Source organism: Streptomyces sp. NPDC126510 (assembly GCF_040302345.1).
GTDB lineage: Bacteria > Actinomycetota > Actinomycetes > Streptomycetales > Streptomycetaceae > Streptomyces.
Window position 1 is genome coordinate 101,402 of the sequence record NZ_JBEORR010000018.1, and the last position, 21,739, is coordinate 123,140.

At 72.2% G+C, this 21,739-nt stretch carries 19 protein-coding genes and 1 pseudogene; 9 read left to right on the top strand and 11 right to left on the bottom strand.

The features are described 5' to 3' along the window. Positions 1-63: 63 nt before the first annotated feature. Complete coding sequence (locus tag ABTX60_RS25075; RefSeq protein ID WP_352099249.1) at positions 64-1,089, bottom strand: alpha/beta hydrolase family protein; 1,026 nt, start codon at positions 1,087-1,089, stop codon at positions 64-66. Positions 1,090-1,250: 161 nt separating this feature from the next. Between ABTX60_RS25075 and ABTX60_RS25080 the strand changes: the two genes are divergently transcribed. Continuing rightward, a complete protein-coding gene (locus ABTX60_RS25080) occupies positions 1,251-1,724 on the top strand; it encodes a carboxymuconolactone decarboxylase family protein (protein WP_352099250.1) in 474 nt (157 codons plus the stop codon). A 26-nt stretch (positions 1,725-1,750) separates the two neighbouring features. On the opposite strand, the gene ABTX60_RS25085 is transcribed toward ABTX60_RS25080, so the two are convergent. Beyond that, on the bottom strand, positions 1,751-3,172 hold the full coding sequence (locus ABTX60_RS25085) for a lipase maturation factor family protein (RefSeq protein WP_352099251.1): 1,422 nt from the start codon (positions 3,170-3,172) through the stop codon (positions 1,751-1,753). A gap of 296 nt (positions 3,173-3,468) precedes the next feature. Between ABTX60_RS25085 and ABTX60_RS25090 the strand changes: the two genes are divergently transcribed. Beyond that, complete coding sequence (locus ABTX60_RS25090; RefSeq protein ID WP_352099252.1) at positions 3,469-5,556, top strand: SpoIIE family protein phosphatase; 2,088 nt, start codon at positions 3,469-3,471, stop codon at positions 5,554-5,556. Positions 5,557-5,578: 22 nt separating this feature from the next. Next, positions 5,579-6,442, top strand: a complete 864-nt coding sequence (locus tag ABTX60_RS25095; protein ID WP_352099253.1) for an Fpg/Nei family DNA glycosylase — start codon at positions 5,579-5,581, stop codon at positions 6,440-6,442. 19 nt (positions 6,443-6,461) lie between these two features. On the opposite strand, the gene ABTX60_RS25100 is transcribed toward ABTX60_RS25095, so the two are convergent. From ABTX60_RS25100 to ABTX60_RS25115, 4 genes are all read right to left on the bottom strand, one after another. Next, a complete protein-coding gene (locus tag ABTX60_RS25100) occupies positions 6,462-7,640 on the bottom strand; it encodes a PP2C family protein-serine/threonine phosphatase (protein WP_502992384.1) in 1,179 nt (392 codons plus the stop codon). Positions 7,641-7,750: 110 nt separating this feature from the next. Then, positions 7,751-8,407 carry a zf-HC2 domain-containing protein gene (locus ABTX60_RS25105; protein WP_352099254.1) on the bottom strand — a complete coding sequence of 219 codons (657 nt, stop codon included), beginning with the start codon at positions 8,405-8,407 and terminating at the stop codon, positions 7,751-7,753. A 151-nt stretch (positions 8,408-8,558) separates the two neighbouring features. Then, entirely contained in the window at positions 8,559-9,071 is a 513-nt protein-coding gene (locus ABTX60_RS25110; protein ID WP_352099255.1) for a hypothetical protein, read from the bottom strand. A 152-nt stretch (positions 9,072-9,223) separates the two neighbouring features. After that, positions 9,224-9,769, bottom strand: coding sequence for a sigma-70 family RNA polymerase sigma factor (locus ABTX60_RS25115; RefSeq protein ID WP_352099256.1), 546 nt, complete (start codon positions 9,767-9,769; stop codon positions 9,224-9,226). Between the two features lie 222 nt (positions 9,770-9,991). Between ABTX60_RS25115 and ABTX60_RS25120 the strand changes: the two genes are divergently transcribed. Further along, positions 9,992-11,143 (top strand): CapA family protein, encoded by a 1,152-nt coding sequence (locus ABTX60_RS25120; RefSeq protein ID WP_352099257.1) that lies wholly within the window; start codon positions 9,992-9,994, stop codon positions 11,141-11,143. Here the strand turns inward: ABTX60_RS25120 and ABTX60_RS25125 are convergent. Together ABTX60_RS25125 and ABTX60_RS25130 are read right to left on the bottom strand one after the other, a co-directional pair. Continuing rightward, the gene (locus ABTX60_RS25125) at positions 11,100-11,639 is read right to left on the bottom strand and encodes a pyridoxamine 5'-phosphate oxidase family protein (RefSeq protein ID WP_502992385.1); all 540 of its coding nucleotides are present in this window, start codon (positions 11,637-11,639) and stop codon (positions 11,100-11,102) included. The two genes, ABTX60_RS25120 and ABTX60_RS25125, sit on opposite strands and share 44 nt — an antisense overlap. A gap of 57 nt (positions 11,640-11,696) precedes the next feature. Then, entirely contained in the window at positions 11,697-12,158 is a 462-nt protein-coding gene (locus tag ABTX60_RS25130) for a universal stress protein (protein ID WP_344465088.1), read from the bottom strand. Between the two features lie 139 nt (positions 12,159-12,297). Between ABTX60_RS25130 and lysX the strand changes: the two are divergent. Next, positions 12,298-15,589: pseudogene (gene lysX / locus ABTX60_RS25135) on the top strand (bifunctional lysylphosphatidylglycerol synthetase/lysine--tRNA ligase LysX). 88 nt (positions 15,590-15,677) lie between these two features. Beyond that, positions 15,678-16,523 carry a polysaccharide deacetylase family protein gene (locus tag ABTX60_RS25140; protein ID WP_352099258.1) on the top strand — a complete coding sequence of 282 codons (846 nt, stop codon included), beginning with the start codon at positions 15,678-15,680 and terminating at the stop codon, positions 16,521-16,523. 39 nt (positions 16,524-16,562) lie between these two features. Here the strand turns inward: ABTX60_RS25140 and ABTX60_RS25145 are convergent, their stop codons facing one another. Beyond that, positions 16,563-17,231, bottom strand: coding sequence for a class F sortase (locus ABTX60_RS25145; RefSeq protein ID WP_352099259.1), 669 nt, complete (start codon positions 17,229-17,231; stop codon positions 16,563-16,565). A 351-nt stretch (positions 17,232-17,582) separates the two neighbouring features. On the opposite strand from ABTX60_RS25145, the gene ABTX60_RS25150 reads away from it, so the two are divergent. After that, positions 17,583-18,104, top strand: a complete 522-nt coding sequence (locus ABTX60_RS25150; protein WP_352099260.1) for a hypothetical protein — start codon at positions 17,583-17,585, stop codon at positions 18,102-18,104. Between the two features lie 160 nt (positions 18,105-18,264). On the opposite strand, the gene ABTX60_RS25155 is transcribed toward ABTX60_RS25150, so the two are convergent. Both ABTX60_RS25155 and ABTX60_RS25160 read right to left on the bottom strand, forming a co-directional pair. After that, the gene (locus tag ABTX60_RS25155; RefSeq protein WP_352099261.1) at positions 18,265-18,792 is read right to left on the bottom strand and encodes a hypothetical protein; all 528 of its coding nucleotides are present in this window, start codon (positions 18,790-18,792) and stop codon (positions 18,265-18,267) included. Positions 18,793-19,017: 225 nt separating this feature from the next. Next, positions 19,018-19,752 carry a bestrophin-like domain gene (locus ABTX60_RS25160; RefSeq protein WP_352099315.1) on the bottom strand — a complete coding sequence of 245 codons (735 nt, stop codon included), beginning with the start codon at positions 19,750-19,752 and terminating at the stop codon, positions 19,018-19,020. Positions 19,753-20,232: 480 nt separating this feature from the next. On the opposite strand from ABTX60_RS25160, the gene ABTX60_RS25165 reads away from it, so the two are divergent. Together ABTX60_RS25165 and ABTX60_RS25170 are read left to right on the top strand one after the other, a co-directional pair. Continuing rightward, positions 20,233-20,409: a hypothetical protein gene (locus ABTX60_RS25165; protein ID WP_352099262.1), complete on the top strand. Its 177-nt coding sequence runs from the start codon at positions 20,233-20,235 to the stop codon at positions 20,407-20,409. Positions 20,410-20,701: 292 nt separating this feature from the next. Beyond that, the gene (locus ABTX60_RS25170; RefSeq protein ID WP_352099263.1) at positions 20,702-21,688 is read left to right on the top strand and encodes an SCO0930 family lipoprotein; all 987 of its coding nucleotides are present in this window, start codon (positions 20,702-20,704) and stop codon (positions 21,686-21,688) included. Positions 21,689-21,739: the final 51 nt, after the last annotated feature.

Below are 21,739 nucleotides of genomic sequence, written 5' to 3' on the forward strand. Positions count from 1 at the left end.
GTGCACCCGGCGAGCACCGTGCGTCGAGGTCGCGACCGGACCGATGCCGTGAGGGCGGCCGGTTCAGCGCAGGTGGCGTGCGAGGAAGGCCTCGGTGACGTCCATAGAGGCGGCCCACTTGGGCCCGAACGTGTGCCCCTCGCCTGAGACTGTGCGGAGTTCGACGTCCTTGCCCGCCTTCTCGAACGTGCCGGCGGCCTCGCGCGACCACGTCAGGGGGCAGGTGCTGTCCTCTGTGCCGTGCTGGATCAGCAGGGGCTCTCGCACGCGATCGGCGTGGCTGAGCGGGGAGACGCCCCGCCAGAACGCCGGGTCGCCCTCGGGTGTGCCGTGCTTCTCCTCGATCTCGTCGACGACGGGGTCGCCGTCGGGCCGCTGGAAGTGGTCGATGTTCTCCTGCGGTCGCGCGCTGACCGGGGCGTACGCCACCGCCGCGTCGAACAGGCCCGGCGCCACGACCAGCGTGTTGTACACGACCCCGCCGCCCATGGACCGCCCGAAGAGGCCGATGCGGTCACCGTCGATCTCCGGGCGCCCGGAATCGCGCAGGGCCAGGGCGGCGCCGATGACGTCCTCGGTGTAGCCGAGGCGCAGGTTCACGTCGTTGTCCGGGTCCTTGTCGGAGCCGGCGTGATTGCGGTAGTCGGTGTGCAGGACGACGTAGCCGTCACGGGCCAGGCGGTCCTGCTCGCGCGGCATGCCCTGGCCGCTGACGTACACGTCCGGGTCGATGTAGCCGTGCGCCAGCACCAGCGCCGGGAAGGGGCCCTCGCCCGCGGGGATGTTCATGATCCCCGAGATCGTCAGGCCGTTCGCCTCGTAGGTGACGGCGTAGCGGGTGTAGGCGGACGTACGGTCGAGCACCGCGCCGAGGCGCAGGCCGGAGCCGGTGTGCTCGCGCTGCATCAGGGCCTGGAGGGAGACGGGATCGGCCGGGGTGGGGGAGGGGGAGGCGCGGGGGCCCTCCTCGGCGGCCCGGGCCGGTGCCGTGGAGGTCACGGGCGCGTCGTCCTCCCCACCGCCGGTGCAGCCCAGCGCGACGGCCAGCAGCAGTCCGGCGGCCGCGCAGGCGGTGCCCCGAGGCCGCATACGCCCAGTGTGACGCGGCGGAGCAGCGCGGGACAGGGTCGGCCTACGCGCGAAGCCCCGCACCGGGCCCGTATGGCACAGGTCACATACGCGCATGTCACATCGAGATCAGCCGCTGCCTCATAGGGGTGTACGCACCGACAACGGCAGAGGAGCTCACCATGAGCGCACGACTGGACGTCTTCGCCATCCCGAGCGCGAGCAAGCTCATCAAGCAGTTCTACTCCCTGGGGCGGCTGGTGGTGGAGTCGCCGCTGCCGGCCGCCACCCGGGAACTGGTCTCGCTGCGCACGAGCCAGATCAACGGATGCGCGGTCTGCGTCGACATGCACACCAAGGAAGCCACCGCGGCGGGCGAGAGCTCCGTACGTCTCCATCTCGTCGCGGCGTGGCGGGAGGCCACGGTCTTCACCGAGGCCGAGCGAGCCGCGCTGGAGCTGGCCGAGCAGGGGACCCGGATCGCCGACGGAGCCGGCGGCGTGCCGGACGCCGTGTGGCGGCGGGCCGCCGAGCACTACGACGAGGAACAGCTCATGGCGCTGGTGACCCTGATCGCCTTCATGAACACCGCGAACCGGCTGAACGTCATGCTCGAGCAGCCGGCGGGCGACTACAAGCCCGGTCAGTTCGCGTAACCGCCGGGGCCGGGGCGGGGCCGCCGTTACGGCCTCTGCCCCTGTCCCGCCAGCCGCGTCGGCGGCAGGTACTCCCTTACGTACGTTCGCTCCCAGCACGCGCCCGTCGCCCGCAGCTCGCGCCACGTCGTGTAGCGGTAGCGGAACAGGCGGGCGCGCACGTACCGAGGGGGTGCGTCCGGCGGGAACGGCGAGCGGCGCAGCAGCTTCAGGGTGTCCCGGTCGTTCTCCAGCAGCCGTTCCACCAGCGTCCCGAACCAGGATTCCGCGTAGGCGGGGGAGAGGGCCGCGAACCACATCAGCCAGTCGAGTCGCAGATGGTAGGGCGCGAACTGGCGCGGCCAGCGCCTCGGATCGCCCGGCTTGCCCCTGAACTCGTACTCCCGCCAGCCCGAGTCCGTGTGCGGCACATCGTCCGCGGTGCCCTCCACCACCACCTCGTACCGCACCCGGCTCACACTGCCGAACGCCCCGTAGGTGTTGACCAGATGGAGCGGGTCGAAGGAACGGTTCATGACCTGGCGCCGGGAGACCATGTTGCGGACCGGCCGGTAGCCGAGGCCCAGCAGCAGCGCCGACACCGCGAGCACCACGGCGACGTACCACGGCGGGGCGTCGGGGACCTCCGGCGGATCGGCCGGGAACCGCACCGCCGACAGGGCGAGCGCGATCGTGATCCAGTTCAGCCAGGAGAAGTTGCCCGACAGCACCAGCCAGAGCTGGGTGAGGATCATCAGCGACGCGGCGGCCGCCGCGACGGGCTGCGGGGTGAACAGCAGGAACGGCACCACGAGCTGGGTGACGTGGTTGGCGGCCACCTCGACACGGTGCAGGGGCCGGGGCAGATGGTGGAAGAACCAGCTCAGCGGGCCCGGCATCGGCTGGGTCTCGTGATGGTGGTCCAGGCAGGTGAGCTTGCGCCAGCAGGCGTCGCCGCGCATCTTGATCAGCCCAGCGCCGAACTCCACGCGAAAGAGGATCCACCGCAGCAGGAACAGCACGACGACCGGCGGCGCCACCTCGTCGTTGCCGAGGAACACCGCGAGGAATCCGACCTCCAGCAGCAGCGACTCCCAGCCGAACGCGTACCAGGTCTGCCCGACGTTGACGATCGACAGGTACAGCGCCCACGGCACCAGCCACAGCAGCATGCCGCCCCACAGCGGCAGCAGCGAGTCCAGCCCGGCCAGCAGCGCCGCCGCCACCGCGCAGCCCGCCCAGGCGCAGAGCGCGAAGAAGCGGTCCGAGTAGTGCCACTGGAACAGGCTCGGCGCCCGCTTGAACGGCACCCGCTCGACGAACCGCGGCACCGGCAGCATGCCGCGCCGACCGATCAGCGCGCGGAACTGCAGCGCCGCCGTCAGGAACGCCACCAGGTACATGGCCGCCAGTGCCCGCTGAAAGACCAGCCGGGTCAGCCAGTAGTCGGATGCGGCGAACCATTCCACGGCCGTTCGGCCCTCCTTCCCGTGCGGCGCCGGGCCCGGGCGTCACGCTCGGTGTCCCGTCACTGCGGTTGCGTGACCAGAGCGACCGGGGCAAACAATAGTCCCGGGCCGACGTCGTACGGGACAGCCCCGGTCCGCCCGGCGGAGCAGGACTGATTTTCCGACGACAGGGCCGCCGACCGCATCCCCGGCGGCCCCACGGGCGTCTTCAGTGACCGAGGGTCGATCCGGCGCAGCGGCTCGTACACTCGGCACATCCGCTCGAAGAATCGGACGAACCCTGGCAAGGTGGGCCCATGGCTGATCGGGGAGCGAGAGCCCTGTCCCTTCCGGACGACTGGCCCGCCCACCCGGACCCGATCCTCGCGCTCAACCGGATGGGCAGCTTCGACTGGGATCTGGACACCGGCCTGATGCAGATGGACGCCCAGGCCCACGAGGTCTTCGACGTGCGCTCCGACGAGTACGACGACCACCCCGAGACCCTCGCCAAGCGCGTACCGCCCGACGAGTCCCGCCGCCTGGACACGGCCGTCTCGCAGGCGCTCAAGGACGGCAGCGAGAACTACGGCGCCTACTTCCGCATCCGCTGCCGCGACGGCAGCCTGCGCTGGACCCACACGCAGGGCTACATCCGGCGCGACGACACCGGCCGTCCCCGCCGCATCATCGGCATCATCCGGGACGCCACCCAGGAACTCGGCGAGATCGACGCCCGCCGCGACCAGGCCGCCCGGGACGAGGCCCGCCGGCAGCAGACCAGCGTCGTCGAGCTCACCACGGCCGCCCTCGCCCACGCCCGCACCGTCCAGGACGTCATCGACGTCCTCAAGGACACCCACGGTCTCGTCCACCTGGGCGCCACCAGTCTCGTCATGGGCCTGGTCGAGGCCGGCCGCATCCGCCTGGTCGCCGAGGGCCCCGCGGACAGCTTCGTACCCGGCACCCGCGTCACCCGGATCGACGAGCCCTACCCGATGAGCGAGGCCGTGCGCACCCTCGGCCCGTGCTTCATCGAGTCGCCGGAGGAGTTCGCCGAGCGCTACCCGGTCCTGTGGCCGCACATCACCGGCCTCGACATCACCTCGGCCGCCTATCTGCCGCTCATCGTCCAGGCCAGGCCGATCGGCGCCATGGGCCTGCTCTACAGCGACCGGTACGGCTTCACGTCCGAGGAGCGCAACATCCTCGTCGCCCTCGGCAGCAGCATCGCGCAGAGCCTGCAGCGGGCCATGTTCTACGAACAGGAGATGGACCTCGCCCAGGGCCTCCAGCAGGCCATGCTGCCCCGCACCATCCCGAGCGTGCCCGGCGCCGACGTCGCCGTGCGCTACCGCGCCGCCACCATCGGCGGCTCCGTCGGCCGGGACATCGGCGGCGACTGGTACGACCTGATCCCGCTGCCCGGCGGCCGGGTCGGTGCCGTCATCGGCGACGTCCAGGGCCACGACACGCACGCGGCCGCCGTCATGGGCCAGCTGCGCATCGTGCTGCGCGCCTACGCCGCCGAGGGACACCCCCCGGCCACCGTGATGGCCCGGGCCTCCGTCTTCCTGCACGAACTGGACACCGACCGCTCCGCGACCTGCCTCTACGCCGAGGCCGACCTGTCCACCGGCGTGCTCCAGATGGTCCGGGCCGGCCACATCGATCCGCTGGTGCGCCACCCCGACGGATCCTGTCGCCGCGTCACCGTGCCCGGCGGGCTGCCGCTCGGCCTCTCCGCCGAGTTCGGCCGCCTCGAATACCCCGTGACCACCATGGAGCTCGACCCGGGCGACACCCTGCTGCTGTGCACCGACGGTCTGGTGGAGCAGCCCGGCGCCGACCTCGACGACGGCATGCGCACCCTGAGCGCGCTCGTCGCCACCGGCCCCGACGACGTACGGGACCTCGCCGAGCGGCTCATCGACGTGGCCGCCGAGCGCGGCGGCGACGACGACGTGGCCCTGCTCCTGCTGCGCCGGCGCGGACCCGAGGGCCCGCAGTCGGGTCGCCCGCTCCAGCGGCGCGTGGCCCCCGGCGACCCCGGAGCCCTCGCCGAGACCCGGCACATGATCCGCACCGCGGTCGCCGCCTGGGGAGCGGGCGATCGCGCCGACGAGATCGAACTGGTCGCCGACGAGCTGATCACCAACGCCCTGATGCACACCGAGGGCTCCGCGCTCGTCACCCTGCGGGCCTTCACCGGCTCCGAGCCCCGGCTGCGCGTCGAGGTCGCGGACTCCTCCAGCGCCCTGCCGCGCCGGCGCGAGGCGGGCGAGTCGGGTGTCTCCGGGCGGGGCCTGCTCCTGGTCGAGCTGCTCACCGACGTGTGGGGCGTGGAGGCCCGGGGCGGCGGCAAGGCCGTGTGGTGCGAGTTCGTGGTGCCCGGCCGGGACTGACCCCACGTGGCACTCTGGACCTATGCCGGAACTCCCCGAGGTCGAGGCGCTCAAGGACTTCCTGACCGAGCACCTCGTCGGCCACGAGATCGTACGGGTGCTGCCCGCCGCGATCAGCGTCCTGAAGACGTACGAACCTCCCCTGTCCGCGCTGGAGGGCCACGAGGTGGCCGCCGTACGCCGCTACGGCAAGTTCCTCGACCTCGCGACCGCGGACGGCCCGCACCTCGTGACGCACCTGGCCCACGCGGGCTGGCTGCACTGGAAGGACCGCCTCCCCGACGGTCCGCCGCGCCCGGGCAAGGGCCCTCTCGCGCTGCGCGTGGCCCTGGAGACCGGCGCCGGGTTCGACCTGACCGAGGCCGGTACCCAGAAGCGGCTCGCGGTGTACGTCGTGGGCGACCCGCAGGAGGTCCCGGGCGTCGCCCGGCTCGGCCCGGACCCGCTCGCCGACGACTTCGACGAGCGGCGCCTCGCGGAACTGCTGGCCGGTGAACGGCGGCAGCTCAAGGGGGCGTTGCGCGACCAGAGCCTGATCGCGGGCGTGGGCAACGCCTACAGCGACGAGATCCTGCACGTGGCGAAGATGTCGCCCTTCAAACGGGCGGCGTCCCTGAGCGAGGAGGAGACCGGACGGCTGTACGCGGCCCTGCGCGACACGCTCACCGAGGCGGTCGAACGCTCCCGGGGCGTGGCGGCCGGGCGGCTCAAGGCCGAGAAGAAGAGCGGGCTGCGCGTGCACGGCCGCACCGGCGAGCCCTGCCCGGTGTGCGGCGACACCATCCGTGAGGTGTCCTTCAGCGACTCCTCGCTCCAGTACTGCCCGACCTGCCAGACGGGCGGCAAGCCGCTGGCGGACCGCAGGATGTCCCGGCTGCTGAAGTGAGCGGGACCGGGTTTCGCGGCTACCGGGACGGCGGCGACCACTCGAACATCAGGATGGTCGCGTCGTCCCGCAGTCGGCTCGTCGGCGAGTCCAGGATGGAGTGGATGAGCCGCCGCAGTGTCTCGGACGGCAGCTCGCCCGCGGCCGTCGCCCCGATGATGTAGTCGGCGAACTGTTCGAGCCCGAACTCCGCGCCGTCGGCGGCCCTGGCCTCCGTGACCCCGTCGGTGTACATCAGCACCCGGTCGCCGGGCTGCAGCGCGATCTCGTGCGTCTCCCGCCTCCGCTCGGTGAGCAGGGACGGCATCCCCATCGGCAGGTCCGGCTCGCGCCGCATGGCGTCGACCAGCGGCCGCCGGTCGCGGATGAGCAGCGGGGTGGGGTGCCCGCAGTTGACCCACCGCAGCATCCCCGAGGCCAGGTCCAGCTGGGCCAGGACACCGGTGCAGAACTGGTCCGGGAGCCACTGCGACAGGGCGTCGTCGACGCTCTCCACCAGCTCGGGCAGATCCGCCCCGGTGCGCCGGGCGTTGCGGCACGCGGCCAGCGACACCGCCGTGGTGAGGCCGGACGCCAGGTTGTGCCCCATGGCGTCGAGCACCGTGACGTGCAGCGTGGTCTCCGTCAGGGAGTGGTCGAACGCGTCGCCGCCGAGTTCGTAGGCCGGCTCCAGCACGGCCGTGGACACGACATGTGAGGTGCCGATCGTCCGGGGCGGGAGGAAGGCCCGCAGCATCTCGGCGGGCAGGCGCATCGGCCGGCTGCGCAGACGTCGTACGAAGGAGTCCTGGTACGCCCGCGCGGACGTGATCATCATGGCGACCAGCTTCGCCAGGGCACGGCCGCGGCGCAGCACGTCGGGTGTCAGCGCGGGGGAGTTCACCGCGATGACGCCGAGGCGTTCGGCGCCGTCCACGAGCGGGATCCACGCCGTCATGCCGCCCGTCTCGGACACCGCCACGCGCAGGGACTGGGTGCGGTAGGTCCAGCCCGCGAGGGAGCCGTCGACGAGCAGGGGGGAGGCCGCGTCGGTGAGCGGTACCAGCCGGCGCTGCTGGATGTCCGAGAGGTAGACCACGGAGCTCTGGAGCCCGAGGGCCTTGGTGCAGCGGGCCGCCGCCATGGGCAGATCCAGGGTCGCGTTCTCCGGATCGGCGAGGAACTCCTCCAGCCGGCCGCCCCCGGCCTCTGCCGTCACCTCGTCTCCCCTCGCCGGGACCGCGGGCACCCCGCGCTCTTCCGGGTGCGTCGTCCAGCAGTCTCACACCGGGACCCGCCCGGCGCCCGGCGGCAGGGGCGGACGGATGGTCAGCTCGGCTGGATCCTCCACAGGACCTCGCCGGCCGCCGAGCGGATCTCGTAGCGGGCGATGTCCTCCGCATGCAGGGAGGAACTGGCCATCATCGTGTTGGGGTGGTCGTCGTGGCCGGGTCCGTGCCAGCTGGTCGCGGTCTCCTCGGTGCCGTCGTGGCCGATGATCACCAGGTGGCAGGCGCGCGGGCCCGAGCCGTCCTTGACCTTCAGCTCGACCTGGCTGCCCGAGGCCTCGTCCTCCGTCGTGACCTGCGCCCACACTCCCGTCCGTGTGTCGGTCGCCGCGACGGTCCGGGGCTGCTCATCGGCGCTACCCTCGGCCATCATCGCGATGCCGGGGACCGACGCCGCGAAGACGACCGAGGCGGCCAGGGCGAACAGCAGACGTCTGCGCCCGGCCCGGCGCCGTGTCGCCACCTCGGCCAGCAGCCCGTCCAGCATGCGCGGCCCGGGCTGCGCCATGGGGTGCACGAACCGTGGTGTCGACCGCCGGTACAGCATCAACTGCCGTGTGGTGGGGCCGAATTCCGTCACCTCTGCAGCGCACCGAGGGCACTCCATGAGGTGGTCCTCGAAGCGGAAGGCCTCCGCCTCGTCCAGCACGCCGAGCGCGTAGGCCGCGACGTCGCGATGCCTCTCCAGGGACCTCATGCCGAATCCTCGTGCCGTTGGGTGCGGGTGGGGTTACTCCTTGCTCCCACCGGTACGGACCAGGCAGCCGAATCACTCAAGCCGGTGACACAATCGCAACCAAAGGATTCGGAGCCCTCCGGCTCCCGGATTGGTCCGGGGCCGCAGAAATCTAAAAAAGATGGATCGCGAGGTGTCCCAGCGGCAGTCCGAGCTGCCAGGCGGGCGTCCAGACCTTCGGTCCCTCGTCCTCACCGGCCACCGGAGCGCCGCCCGGGACCGCGTTGAGATCGGGCGCGAGCAGTTCCGTCTCCTGCAGCCAGCGCCAGGCCTCCTCCGCGAGATCCAGGTCCGGCGCGGGCCGGCCCGACGACGCGGCGCCGGCGACGAGCTCGGCCAGCCGCTCACGCACCCACTCCTGCCACGGCTGGTCGTACGCCGTCAGCGACAGCCACGTCTCCAACTGGGTGACGACCCGGATGCCGGACAGCTCCCCGTCGGTGTCGGACAGGAAGATGGTCAGCGCCAGGGCATCCCGCCCGGCACGGAACTCGAAGGACGTCGGCGGCATCAGATCGCCGGTCCGCAGCAGCTCGTCGGCGATGTACTCGGCGTACAACCACGCCATGGGGACGGTCAGTTCGCCGTCGGCACCGTCCGTGTTCCCCTGCTCTTCGTCCAGCATCCCTTCCTGCCTTCCTCCGGTACGTGCGCGTCGCCCGACACCGGGTTCCGAGGGCGCTGACGGCCCCCTCCGGAACACGGATGGGAACAGCCGATTACTCAACCGGGGTCATCGGCAAGGCGCTTTACGGAGGCTTGACCCACCCATTGGTTTCATCGCAGGTCGGTGGCGTATCCCGGGAGCACCCTGCGCAGGGCACGCAGCGCGTAGTACGCGCGGGACTTCACGGTACCGGGCGGAATCCCGAGGGCCGTCGCGGCTTCCGCCACACTCGCCCCCTGGAAGTACACGAGCACCAGGACTTCACGGTGCTGCGGAGTGAGTGTCTTCACAGCCTCGCGGACATCCAGCATCGCCGCCGCCCGCTCGGCGTGGTCGGCGATGACCCGCGCGTTCTCCAGCACCGCGTCGCCGACCTCGGGCGGACGGGCCTGGCGGGCCCGCCGGGCGTCGATCGCGAGCCGCCTCGCGACGGTCATCAGCCAGGGCCGCACCGAGTCGAAGTCGTCGGCGCGCAGGGCCTCCGGGTGCTGCCAGGCACGCACCAGCGTCTCCTGGACCAGGTCCTCGGCGCGCTGCCGGTCGCCGTCGCAGAGCCGCAGCAGCAACGCGAAGAGGGGCCGGCCGTGCTCCCGCTGCAGTGCGGCGAGCTCGTGCTCGGCGGTCGTTCCGTTCGTGAGAGTGGATCCGGCCGTCATGGCCGTATGCCACCGCAGGGCGCGGCCCCGGCACAGGGCACGTACCCGGCTGTGCGACGGACGGTCGATCGCGTCGACGAACGGTTCGACGAACGGTCGCGGCACCCGGCCATGCGGGTGCCGGACGGGCTGATGAGCGTGTCGGAGACGCGTGGGACACCAGGAGCCTTCTTTCCTGATGGTGCGTAAATATGACCACAACGCCCACAGTGGGGTGAATGCATGCTCACGCGCAGTCGACAGATCGCCCTGGCCCTGACCGTCCTCCTCGCCGCGGGCGCCGCCTGCCAGGCCCGCGGCCACGACGAACCCGACCGCGGACGCCCGGCACCGGCCGCCGGGTCGCGCGGGTTCACACTGGTCGCCTCCGGTGACGTCCTCCCGCACAGCACGATCATCGACCGGGCCCGCTTCGACGCCGGCGGCACCGGCTACGACTTCCGGCCCATGCTCGCCGGGATCCGCTCCGTCGTCGCCCGCGCCGACGTGTCCCTGTGCCACATGGAGACCGTCTACGGCGCCAACGGCGTGTACACCGGCTACCCCACGTTCAAGTCCCCGCCCGAGGTGGCCGAGGCCCTGGCCGCCACCGGCTACGACGGCTGCTCCACCGCCTCCAACCACACCCTGGACGACGGTGCCGACGGCATCCGCCGCACCCTCGACGCCCTCGACCGCGCGGGCGTCCGGCACGCGGGCTCGGCACGTACCGAGGAGGAGGCCCGCACGGTCACGGTCCTCGAGGCCGGCCCGGCCGAGGTCGCCCACCTCGCCTACACCTACGACACCAACGGCATCCCGCTCCCCGTGGGGCAGCCCTGGGCCGTCAACCTCACCGACGAGGCGAGGATCGTCGAGGACGCCCGGGCCGCGCGCCGGGCCGGCGCCGACGTGGTCGTGGTCTCCCTGCACTGGGGCACCGAATGGCAGGACGCCCCCGACGACCGGCAGCTGAACCTGGCCGGGAACCTCACCGCCGCGCGCACCGGGGGCCGCCCCGACATCGACCTGATCCTCGGCACCCACGCGCACGTCCCGCAGGCCTACGAGAAGGTCAACGGCACCTGGGTGATCTACGGCATGGGCGACCAGATCGCCGGTGAGATGACCAACCACGAGGGTGCCAAGGACCCGCGCGGCAACCAGTCCACCCTCGGCCGCTTCACCTTCGCCCCGCCCGCACGGCCGGGAGAGCGCTGGAAGGTGACGAAGGCGGAGTTCGTCCCCCAGCTCTTCGACGTCGACGCCGGCCGGGTCGTGAACCTCAACCGGGCACTCACCCAGGGCGCCGACGTCCGAGCCGTCCGCGACCGCATCCGCGACATCGTCCTCAGCCGCGGCGCGGCGGAGGACGGACTGGTGATGGGGGAGTAGCGCCTCCTGCGACTGTGGTTCGGCCGCCTCGCCGATCAGCGGGAACCCGGCGATGGCGGCCGGCCCCACCGTGACGGTCCGGGACGGATGGCTGCCTCAGCCCGACACGGCGTAACTCAGGTCGTGCGTCACGAGCGACACCGGCTCCATCCGAAGCCACACCGAACCGCTCGTCCCACCGCTCCTCGGCCGCCCCCAGATAGCGGACGAGCTTGCGCCGCCCCCGCTCGACGTCGAACGGCAGCAGCTCGGCGCGGCCCCGGGCGATCACCTGCCGCACCAGCCCGGTCGCCGGCTCGCACTCGTCCACGACCAGCGCGACCTCCGGGTCGGCCCGCACCCGGTCGAACAAGCGGGCCCAGGGACCGGTCAGGACCAAGAAGGCGCCCTCCTCCCACAGAAACCACACGGGCCGGACCGTCGGCCCGTTCGTGGCGAGGCGCGCGGTGAGCGGCCGGCGCAGGAAGGCGTCCACATCGAAGGCGTGAGGAGTCATCGCAGCATCCTCGGGCCCCGGTGCTGCCCTGCCTACCGACCGGAGACCTAGGTCCCGCTACGGCACCACCGTCACCGGCCACCGGCCCGCCTTCACCAGGCGTACCGCCACCGAGCCGACGATGCGGTGGCCCGCCTGTTCCGAGGCGCCCACGACCACCGCGTCCGCCTTGAGTTCGTCGGCGGCCGTCACGAGGCCGTTGTACGGGTCGCCGCGGAACGTGTGGAACTCCCAGCGGACCTCGAATATCCCCTTGAGCCGCTCGGCCGCGTCCCGGATCTGCGCCACCAGGTCCTCGGCGATCTCGTCCGTCGTCCCGGCCACCGGCGCCCCCAGCGCCGCCCCCGCCGCCAGCACGGGCTGCACGTACACCACGGCGAGCAGCGCGTGCTGCCGGCGGGCCAGGCCGGCCGCGTAGGCCGCGGCCCGCAAGGAGGAGTCGGAGCCGTCCACCCCGGCCACGATCACCTTCGGCCCGTCCGTGCCCCGCTCGAACTGATGGGAGTGCTGTTCCGTCACAGCCGCGAGGCTATCGGAACCCCCAGGTCCGGCTGCCGGGCGGGACGGGACCGGCGCGCGACGCCCCGGGTTTCCTGTGCCGCACGGGGCACGAGCGCTCGACGGGCGCGCAGGCGCGGGTGTTCCTAGAGTCGAAAGCATGAGCGTCATCGCCGACCCCGGGACGGCCGAGGACACCTCGGGAGCGATACGGCCGCCGCACCGGGCGCGCGGCTTCCTGAGCCGGGTACCGCAGAGCTTCGCCGTCTTCTTCGGCGCCCTCGGTCTGCTCTGCGCCCTGCTGGCGCTGATCCCGCCGCTGCGCACCGGGCTGCGCCCCCTGGTCCACTTCCTGGACCTGCTGCTCGTCCCGGTCAGCGCCAACCTCGCCTACGCGGTCTTCCTGTTCCTGCTCGCCGCCGCGACCGGCGCCCGCAAGAAGATCGCCTGGTGGCTGGTCGTCGTCTACCTGGGCCTGCTGGTCCTCACCGACATCCTCGGCATGGCCGTCGGCGAGTTCGCCCAATCCGTCCCCTCGTTCGTGGTGTGCGGCCTCGCCCTGATCCTGCTGATCTACGCCCGCAAGGAGTTCTACGCCGCCTCCCGCCGAGCCGCCGTACGCCGGGCCCTGGCCGTCCTGGTGGCCGGTCTGGTCGTGGCGATCCTGGTCGGCTGGGCCCTCGTGGAGGCGTTCCCGGGCAGCCTGCCCAGCAGCGAGCGGCTGCTCTGGGCCGCGAACCGGGTCTGCGGCGGCCTGGTGCCCGCCGGCTCCTTCGAAGGACGTCCCCCGCACGCCCCGTACTTCCTGCTCGGCCTGTTCGGCGCGCTCGCCCTGCTGAACGCCGCCGCCGCCCTGTTCCGCTCCCAGCGCCTGGAAGCCGCCCTGCACGACGACGAGGAGGCGCGTATCCGTGCCCTCCTCGGCCGCTACGGCGACCAGGACTCCCTCGGCTACTTCGCCACCCGCCGCGACAAGGCCGCCGTCTTCTCACCCAGCGGCAAGGCCGCCGTCACCTACCGCGTCGAGGCCGGGGTGTGCCTGGCCAGCGGCGACCCGGTGGGCGACCGGGAGGCCTGGCCGCACGCGATCGCCGCCTGGCAGGAGGTCGCCCGCCGCTACGCCTGGGTCCCGGCCGTGATGGGTGCCTCGGAGGAGGGCGCCCGGGCCTTCGTCCGCGCCGGGCTCGGCGCGCTCCAGCTCGGCGACGAGGCCATCCTGCACGTCCTCGGCTTCGACCTGGACGGCCGCGACATGCGCGTCACCCGCCAGGCCGTCAACCGGGTCCGCCGCACCGGCGTCACCTGCCGGGTCCGGCGTCACTCCACCCTCGACGAGGAGGAGATGCGCCGGCTCGTCGAACGGGCCGACGCCTGGCGCGACACCGAGACCGAACGCGGCTTCTCCATGGCCCTGGACCGCCTCGGCGACCCGGCCGACGGCGACTGCCTCCTCGCCGAGGCCCTCGACCGGGACGGCCGGCTCCTCGCCATCCAGTCCTTCGTGCCCTGGGGCAAGGACGGCGTCTCCCTGGACCTGATGCGCCGTGACCGTACCGCCCCCAACGGCGTCATGGAGTTCATGGTCGCCGATCTGTGCGCCGCCGCACCGAAGCTGGGCGTGCGCAAGATCTCGCTGAACTTCGCCGTGTTCCGCTCCGTGTTCGAGGAGGGCGCCCGCATCGGCGCCGGGCCGGTGCTCCGCCTCTGGCGCCGCCTGCTGCTGTTCTTCTCCAAGTGGTGGCAACTGGAGGCCCTGTACCGCTCCAACGCCAAGTACCACCCCGAGTGGTACCCCCGTTTCCTCTGCTACGCGGAGGCTGCCTCCCTCGCCCGGGTCGGTCTCGCCTCCGGCATCGCCGAGGGCTTCGTCTCCGTACCGTCGATGCGCACGTTGTGGGGCCAAGGGAAAAGGGCACCCGAAGGGCGGGCAGCGCCCCGCCACCACGGCGGGGCTGCCGTCGTTGGCGGCGCTCGGCCTCGCCGGAGGGGACGGGACCGAGCCCGCCGACCCCCTCTCCGGCCTGTCCGACCAGGTCCGCGTCCGGCACCACAGGCTCGACCGGCTGCGCGCCGACGGCACCGACCCCTACCCGGTGGGCATCCCGGCCCGCACCCACACCCTCGCCGAGGTCCGGCAGGACGAGCAGGTCACCGTCGCCGGCCGGATCATGCTGGTCCGCGACTTCGGCGGCATCGTCTTCGTCGTCCTGCGCGACTGGTCCGGCGACCACCAACTCGCCCTCACACGCGACCGTTCCGGACCCGCTCTGGACCGCTTCACCGCCGACACCGACATCGGCGACCACGTCATCGCCACCGGCCGGGCGGGCGTCAGCGACCGGGGCGAGCCGACCGTCTTCGTCACCTCCTGGCAGCTCACCGGCAAGTGCCTGCACCCGCTGCCCGACAAGCGCAAGGGTCTCGCCGACCCGGAGGCCAAGGTCCGCCGCCGCTACCTCGACCTGGTCGCGAGCCCCGACGCCCGCGATGTCGTCCGGGCCCGCTCCACCGCCGTCCAGGCACTGCGCCAGGGCCTGTTGGACCGCGGCTACCTCGAGGTCGAGACCCCGATGCTCCAGCAGATCCACGGCGGCGCCAACGCCCGCCCCTTCACCACCCACATCAACGCCTACGACCTCGACCTCTATCTGCGCATCGCCCCCGAGCTGTACCTGAAGCGGCTGTGCGTCGGGGGCCTGGAGAAGGTCTTCGAGATGGGCCGCACCTTCCGTAACGAGGGCGTCTCCTACAAGCACAACCCCGAGTTCACGATGCTGGAGGCCTACCAGGCCTTCGCCGACTACGACGTGATGCTCGACCTCGTCCGCGAACTCGTCCAGGGCGCCGCGACCGCCGCCTTCGGCGTCCCCGTCGCCCACAAGGACGGCACCGAGTACGACATCTCCGGCCAGTGGCCCGTCAAGACCGTCCACGGCGCCATCAGCGACGCCCTCGGCGAGGAGATCCACCCCGGCACGGAGCTGCCCCGGCTGCTCCGGCTCTGCGACCGCGCCGGAGTGCCGTACACCCCCGACGACGGCCCCGGCGACGTCGTCCTGGAGATGTACGAGCGGCTCGTGGAGGAGAAGACCCGGCTGCCCACCTTCTACAAGGACTTCCCGACCGACGTCTCCCCGCTCACCCGGCAGCACCGCACCGACCCGCGCCTCGCCGAACGCTGGGACCTCGTCGCCTTCGGCACCGAGCTCGGCACCGCCTATTCGGAACTCACCGACCCCGTGGAGCAGCGCCGCCGCCTCACCGCCCAGTCCCTGCTCGCCGCCGGAGGCGACCTCGAGGCGATGGAACTCGACGAGGACTTCCTCGACGCCCTCGAATACGCCATGCCTCCCACCGGCGGCCTCGGCATCGGCGTCGACCGGCTGGTCATGTTCCTCACCGGACTCACCATCCGCGAGACCCTGCCCTTCCCGCTGGTGCGCCGCCACTGACCCACCGTGTGCGCCGAACGGGTGAATGTGTGCCGCCGCACCGGTGTTGCTCGTGTGCGTCGGCCTTCCGCCGGGCGACTCATGAGTCATGAAGAAGGATCAGTTGCCCGCCCGGCTGTTCACCAGGCGTCACGCGTTGATCGCGGGCGCCGGCGCGGTGGGAGCGGCCGCGACGGCCGGAGTGGTCACGGCGGTCACCGGGGACGGACCCGGCACCTCGACCCCTGCCTCGGGTCCCCAGGCCCGCCGCCTCGTCAAGTCCTCCGCGTACCGGCTGCAGCCCCTGACCGGCTTCGGCCCGCCGCGCGCCGCGCCCCGCCGGACCCTGGTTCACCGCGCGGCGCCGCTGCGCGTGTCCGGCCGGGGCCGCATCATGGTGCTCACCTTCGACGACGGCCCCGATCCCCGCTATACCCCGCACATCCTGGACACCCTGGCCGAGTACGACGTGCGGGCGATGTTCTTCGTGTGCGGCGAGATGGTCGCCGGCGGCAGGAACCTGCTGGCCCGGATGGCCGACGAGGGCCATGTCGTGGGGAACCACACCTGGTCCCACCCCCTGCTCACCAGCCTCACCCGACGGCAGATCCGCTCCGAGATGGAACGCACCAGCGACGTCATCGAGGACGCCTACGGGGAGCGCCCCGAGTGGTTCCGCGCCCCCTACGGCGCCTGGAACCGCACCGCCTTCCGGATCGGCGCCGAGCTCGGCATGGAACCCCTCGGCTGGACGGTCGACACCCTCGACTGGGCCACCCCCGGGGTCCGGTCCATCGCGAACCGGGTCGAACGCGGCGCCGCACCCGGCGTCGTGGTGCTGTCGCACGACGCGGGCGGCGACCGCTCGCAGAGTGTGCGGGCCCTGCGCCGCTATCTGCCCGAACTGCTGGACTCCGGCTACCACGTCACCGTGCCCCGGCGGAACTACGCGTGAGGGACGCCTCCGGGCTTTCGCCCGCCGGGCCGGGAGCGCTCAGCGCACCGCGACCAGGCGGGCGAAGGCGACGACATTCCCCGCATAGCCGCCCTGCTTGGAGAAACCGCCGCCACAGGTGATGACCCGCAGTTCCGGCGCGCCCTTGGAAGCGTAGACACGGTCGCCGGGGAAGTTGTCCTTCTCGAACACCTCGACGCCGTAGATCTCGAACTCGGCGGTCTTTCCGTCCTGCCGGGCGACCTCGACGCGATGTCCCTGCCTGAGTGCCCCGAGGCCGTAGAACACGGCGGGACCCTGCTGGTTGTCGACATGGCCGACCACGACCGCGGTGCCCTTCTCGCCGGGGGTGACGGCACCGGTGAACCAGCCGGCCAGGTTGGGGTCCTCCGGCGGCGGCGCGCCGACCCAGCCGTCCGTGTCCAGGCCCACGGGGATGATCGGCGCGTCCACCTGGATCGCCGGGATCCTGACCCGGTCGGGGAGGGCGTAGGGCAAGGGCCGGACGCTTCCCGCGAAAGTGCCGCCGGGCACCCGGCTGTCCGCCGCGGCAGCGCTCGCCGGCTGTGGCGGGCCCTCGTCGAACTCTCCCGAACCGTTCCGGATGAGAGCGAGGCCGGTCAGCAGAACCAGCGCTATCACGCCCCACGGGGCGCGCTTCCTGGGCCGCGCCTCCTCTTCCGCCTGGGCCAGCTCGGACGCAGACATTCGCCATCCCCTCTCGACGCGGCCGTCGCCGTGTCCATCGCGCATAGCGACACGCTAAGTGGCGTGCGTGAAACCGGCGACGGGGCGGCGGCGAACGGGTGGCGGGGGCCGTGAGGGGTGAGTGCGGGGATATGAGGTGAGCCATCCGAGTTGCCACCGTGAGGAAATTTCTGACGGTCTGTGACCTGCGGCGATATCCGAATGGACGCTTTTCCCGCAGCGCCTTCTCTCACCGGTACGGACCATTCCCGAAATGCGCCTCGGGGCACGGCAACTGACTGTCTTTCTGGGAGGCGCTTTCTCGCCGATCGACCGGGGACGGGTCCCGGGGCGTCTTCCGCGGAGGTTCACATGCGTAACACTCGTGCCCTGGCGGTCGCCGGCGCAGCGGTCGCCGCCCTCGGTCTCTCCGCCCCCGCGGCCGTCGCGTGGGACACGCCGAGCAACATCACCGCCCTGCCCAGCGTGATCGCCCCCGGCGGCCAGCTGACCATCACCGTCGACGGCTGCCGGGGCGGCGGCACGGCGACGTCCAACGCGTTCTCGCCGACGCGGCTCTCGCCGGTCGGCGGCGGCGGCAAGGGCAACGAGGGCGACCGGGGCGGCGGCGGCAACGGGACCGCGCGGGGCACCGCCATCATCAACAGCAACGCCCGCCCCGGCTCCTACGACATCACGGTCGACTGCAACGGCAGGCGGATGACCAAGCCGCAGGCCTTCACCGTCATCGGCGGTGTCCGCGGCGGCATCGGCGGCAGCAGCACCACCGGTGCGACTCCGACCGACATGGCCATCGGCGGCGGTCTCGTGGCCGCGGCGGTGGTCGGCGGCGGTGTGTTCTGGATGCGCCGCCGGGCCGAGCGGCGCATCTGACACGGACGCCTCGCCGCGCGCCACTTCGAGGAGGACGCGGACGCCTCGTCACGCCGCTTCTTCGACGAGTCGCCGCCCCGCACGTGAACGCACTTCGCCCCGGCTCCTTCTCTCACCAGGGGAGCCGGGGCGAAGTGCCTGCCTGCCGGGAATGGGTCGGTCAGCCGGCGTCCCCGTCGGTGCGGCGGCGCGAGAAGTGGTAGGCGACGCCGAGCGACCCGGCGATCAGTGCGGCGCCCAGCCCGACCTCCTTGAGGTCGAAGCCGGCGAGGGTGCCGCCCTCTCCGGCGTGTACACCCTTGTGAGGGTGGCGCGTCGGGTGATGGGCGGGGTGGTGGTGCGGCCGGCCGCCCGCGATCGTCAGCCGCGCGATGCCGGTCGACCCGTCACACTCGAACTCGACCTCGTAGACGGCGCCGGGCTTGGCGTCCCAGTCGACGACCGCCGTCGTCCAGGACTCGTCCCGCGGGATGGTGACCGGGTCGAAGGCCGGTGAGTCGACCGCCGCCTCCCCCCGGCATGCCCGGTTGCGCGTGACGTGCAGGGTCACCTCACCCCCCGCCCTCACGGTGGAGGGCAGGAGGCTGAAGCCGAAGTCGGTCTGGATCGCCGCGTCGGCGGCGGGCACGCAGGAGGTGAGGGCACCGGCACCCAGCAGTACGGCCGAGGCGAGGCATATCGCGCGCATGGTGAATCCTCCGGGTCCCCGAGGAGCAGCCGCGGACCTGTTCCGCTCACGTCACACATGCACCTCGATGCCCGAAACGCTAAGAAGACGCGCGCGACGGCGCGATCGCAGTAGCGCGAATGGGGCACGGGGGTGCGCCGCTCGGGGGAACACCGCCCCGGCGGCCGGGGGACGGCGACGGCGTGTCGCGCGTCCCCCGGCCGGGACCGGTGCTGCGGGGCGCCGTCAGTCGCCGACGCCCGGGAAGAGGTTCAGGAACGGATCCGCCGAGGCGGTCACGCCCCTGCTGTAGGGCGAGTCGAAGTCCCAGATCAGGAAGAGCAGGAAGGCGATCAACGCCGAGAAGAGCCCGGCGAGGACCAGTTCGCGTGTCGTTCTGCGGATCTGCAGCGCGAAGATCATCCCGATGGTGATGACGGCCCCGGCGACCAGCCCGAACCACACCACGCCCGGCATCGTCTCCCCGGTCGACTCGGCCCGGGCGATGCGGGCCTGGTTCGCCGCGGTCACCTGGTCCAGCAGCGGCTGGTAGGCCTGGGCCTCGAAGTCCGTCGCCGGCTCGTAGTCGGTGACGTCCTCGCGGATCCGCTCGAAGAGCTCGGCACCGCGCCCGGTGACCTCGCCCTTGTCGGCCATGGTGTCCCACTCGGTGGTCACGACATGGCTCACGTAGGTCCGGATGTCGTCGCGGATGCGGTCGCGTTCCTCGGCCGGATAGACCCGCACCCGCTCCGAGATCTCGTGCAGCGCGGTCGCCTCGGCCTGGACGTGGTCCTGTGCGGCGCTTCGCCCCTCCCAGACGCCGGCGATCGCCAGCCCCAGGACGATGGCGTACACGACGCCGATCCACATCGTCATGTACTCGATGACGTCCGGGGTCTCACTGGGGTCCTCGTCCTCGGGGGCCGCCCGGTGGCGGACGAAGGTGATGACGACCACCACGGCACAGGCGGCCAGCATCGCGAGGGTGAGAACAAGCCATTCCGGCAAGAGGTACCTCCAGGGCTTCAGGGGGTTCAGCGCGCACGCAGCGCGGCGACGGCCACCACCGCGGGCACCGTGACGAGCAGGACGAAGGTGAGCGGCGACAGCGTGCCCTTCGCCGGCCGTGGCCGCGGTGGTGCGGCGCGGTAGCGCGGGTAGTGCACGGGCGTCGCGGACGGGGCGGGCGCGGGGGTGGCCGGCGGCGCCGGCGGCGGGGGAGCGGGTTCCGGTGCGGGGGGCGGGGGCGCCGGCGGTACGGGCCTCGGGGCCGGCCGCGGCGGGGGTGGTGCGGGGCGGGGGGTGGGCGGTGCCGGCGGCGGCTCGGGCCTGGCCGTGGGGGTCGGATCCGGGGGTGGGGGCTTCGGTGGGGGCGGCGGGTCCGGTGTCGGCTTCGGCGGGGGCGTCGGCTTCGGCGGGGGCGTCGGGGTCGGAGTCGGCGTCGGGGAGGGGGTCGGCGTGGGTGTCGGGCACGGCCACGTCTTCTTGCTGCCCGCGTACGCCACCGCCTCGGTGCCGTCCGGCCCCGTCGAGGCGTACGCGCAGGCGTCGGCCACCGCGACCCCGGCCGGTGCGCCGACGAGCGCCCAGGTCAGCGTCGCCGCCGCCAAGGCCCGTCTCGCAAAGGCGGATTGAGTCGATAGGGGTCCATACACGACGAAGATCATGAGCCCTCCGTCGCCCGGACGGGCCGGAGTGCAAGGGGATTGCCCCGTACGAGGGATATCCGGGCATCACCGGTTTGATCCGCGGTCGCCCGCAGGTGGCTCGAAGTGCACTCGTGTGCGATGACTCGCGGTGCTCGACACAGGTTCCCGAAAGAAATTTGGCCGACGGTTGAACACAATCGCCGCCCCCATGCGTACTCATGACCGTGCGGCGGCGCAGCAGGGCGCTGCAACACCCTTGCGATTATGGGGAGTTGACGATGAAGACCTCCTGGCGGAGCGCCTCACTCGTGGCGAGCGCCGCGGCGGTCCTGGCGCTGACGACGGCGTGCGGTCAGGACAGCCCACCGGCGGCCAGCCAGAACGTGGGCGCCACGGCCGCGCCCGGGGACTACGGAAACATCGGCTCGGGCACCGCGGGCGCGGCGGGCGGCACCGCGACGAGCCAGCCGGCGGCACCGAGTGCCTCCAGCCCGTCCAACCCCGCCGGCAAGCTGTCCGTCTCCACCGCCGAGAAGGTCGGCAAGGTGGTCACCGACAGTCTCGGCCTCACCCTGTACCGGTTCGACCAGGACACCGAGCAGCCGCCCAAGTCGAACTGCGACGGTGACTGCGCCAAGACCTGGCCGCCGGTTCCGGCCGACGACGCCGAGGCCGGCGAGGGCATCGACAAGGCACTGCTCGGCTCGGTCACCCGGGCCGACGGCACCAAGCAGCTCACGGTCGGCGGCTGGCCCGCCTACCGCTACGCCAAGGACGTCAACGCCGGTGACGTCAAGGGTCAGGGTGTGGGCGGCAAGTGGTACGCGCTCGCCCCCGACGGCAAGAAGGCGCAGGGCGGTGCGGAAGCCGGCGCGGAGGGCGGCGGCGAAGCGGTGCAGGCCGGGCTGTCCACGCGCAACGACCCCAAGCTCGGCGAGATCGTCGTCGACAAGAAGGGCATGACCGTCTACCGGTTCAAGAAGGACGAGGCCTGGCCCAAGCCGGTCTCCAACTGCTCCGGTGCGTGCCTGGAGAAGTGGCCGCTCGTGGAGCCCGTCGACTTCGCCGACACCAAGGGCATCCAGAAGAAGGGCTACATGATCTTCGACCGGACCGACGGCAAGGGCAAGCAGCAGACGATCAACTGCTCGCCCATCTACACCTTCGCCGGCGACAAGGCCCCCGGTGACACCAACGGCCAGGGCGTGGGCGGCACCTGGTACGCCGTCCGGCCCGACGGCAAGCTGGTCGGCGCCTCGGAGTAGGAGAGAAACCTCCCCAGGGTGGATCAGCCCGTCCACCCGAAGCGCAGCCCC

Coding starts and splice junctions, on each gene's coding strand:
- ABTX60_RS25075 (WP_352099249.1), bottom strand. CDS start 1,089: ATGCGGCCTCGGGGCACCGCCTGCGCGGCCGCCGGACTGCTGCTGGCC.
- ABTX60_RS25080 (WP_352099250.1), top strand. CDS start 1,251: ATGAGCGCACGACTGGACGTCTTCGCCATCCCGAGCGCGAGCAAGCTC.
- ABTX60_RS25090 (WP_352099252.1), top strand. CDS start 3,469: ATGGCTGATCGGGGAGCGAGAGCCCTGTCCCTTCCGGACGACTGGCCC.
- ABTX60_RS25095 (WP_352099253.1), top strand. CDS start 5,579: ATGCCGGAACTCCCCGAGGTCGAGGCGCTCAAGGACTTCCTGACCGAG.
- ABTX60_RS25105 (WP_352099254.1), bottom strand. CDS start 8,407: ATGAGGTCCCTGGAGAGGCATCGCGACGTCGCGGCCTACGCGCTCGGC.
- ABTX60_RS25110 (WP_352099255.1), bottom strand. CDS start 9,071: ATGCTGGACGAAGAGCAGGGGAACACGGACGGTGCCGACGGCGAACTG.
- ABTX60_RS25115 (WP_352099256.1), bottom strand. CDS start 9,769: ATGACGGCCGGATCCACTCTCACGAACGGAACGACCGCCGAGCACGAG.
- ABTX60_RS25120 (WP_352099257.1), top strand. CDS start 9,992: ATGCTCACGCGCAGTCGACAGATCGCCCTGGCCCTGACCGTCCTCCTC.
- ABTX60_RS25125 (WP_502992385.1), bottom strand. CDS start 11,639: ATGACTCCTCACGCCTTCGATGTGGACGCCTTCCTGCGCCGGCCGCTC.
- ABTX60_RS25140 (WP_352099258.1), top strand. CDS start 15,678: ATGAAGAAGGATCAGTTGCCCGCCCGGCTGTTCACCAGGCGTCACGCG.
- ABTX60_RS25145 (WP_352099259.1), bottom strand. CDS start 17,231: ATGTCTGCGTCCGAGCTGGCCCAGGCGGAAGAGGAGGCGCGGCCCAGG.
- ABTX60_RS25150 (WP_352099260.1), top strand. CDS start 17,583: ATGCGTAACACTCGTGCCCTGGCGGTCGCCGGCGCAGCGGTCGCCGCC.
- ABTX60_RS25155 (WP_352099261.1), bottom strand. CDS start 18,792: ATGCGCGCGATATGCCTCGCCTCGGCCGTACTGCTGGGTGCCGGTGCC.
- ABTX60_RS25160 (WP_352099315.1), bottom strand. CDS start 19,752: ATGCTGGCCGCCTGTGCCGTGGTGGTCGTCATCACCTTCGTCCGCCAC.
- ABTX60_RS25170 (WP_352099263.1), top strand. CDS start 20,702: ATGAAGACCTCCTGGCGGAGCGCCTCACTCGTGGCGAGCGCCGCGGCG.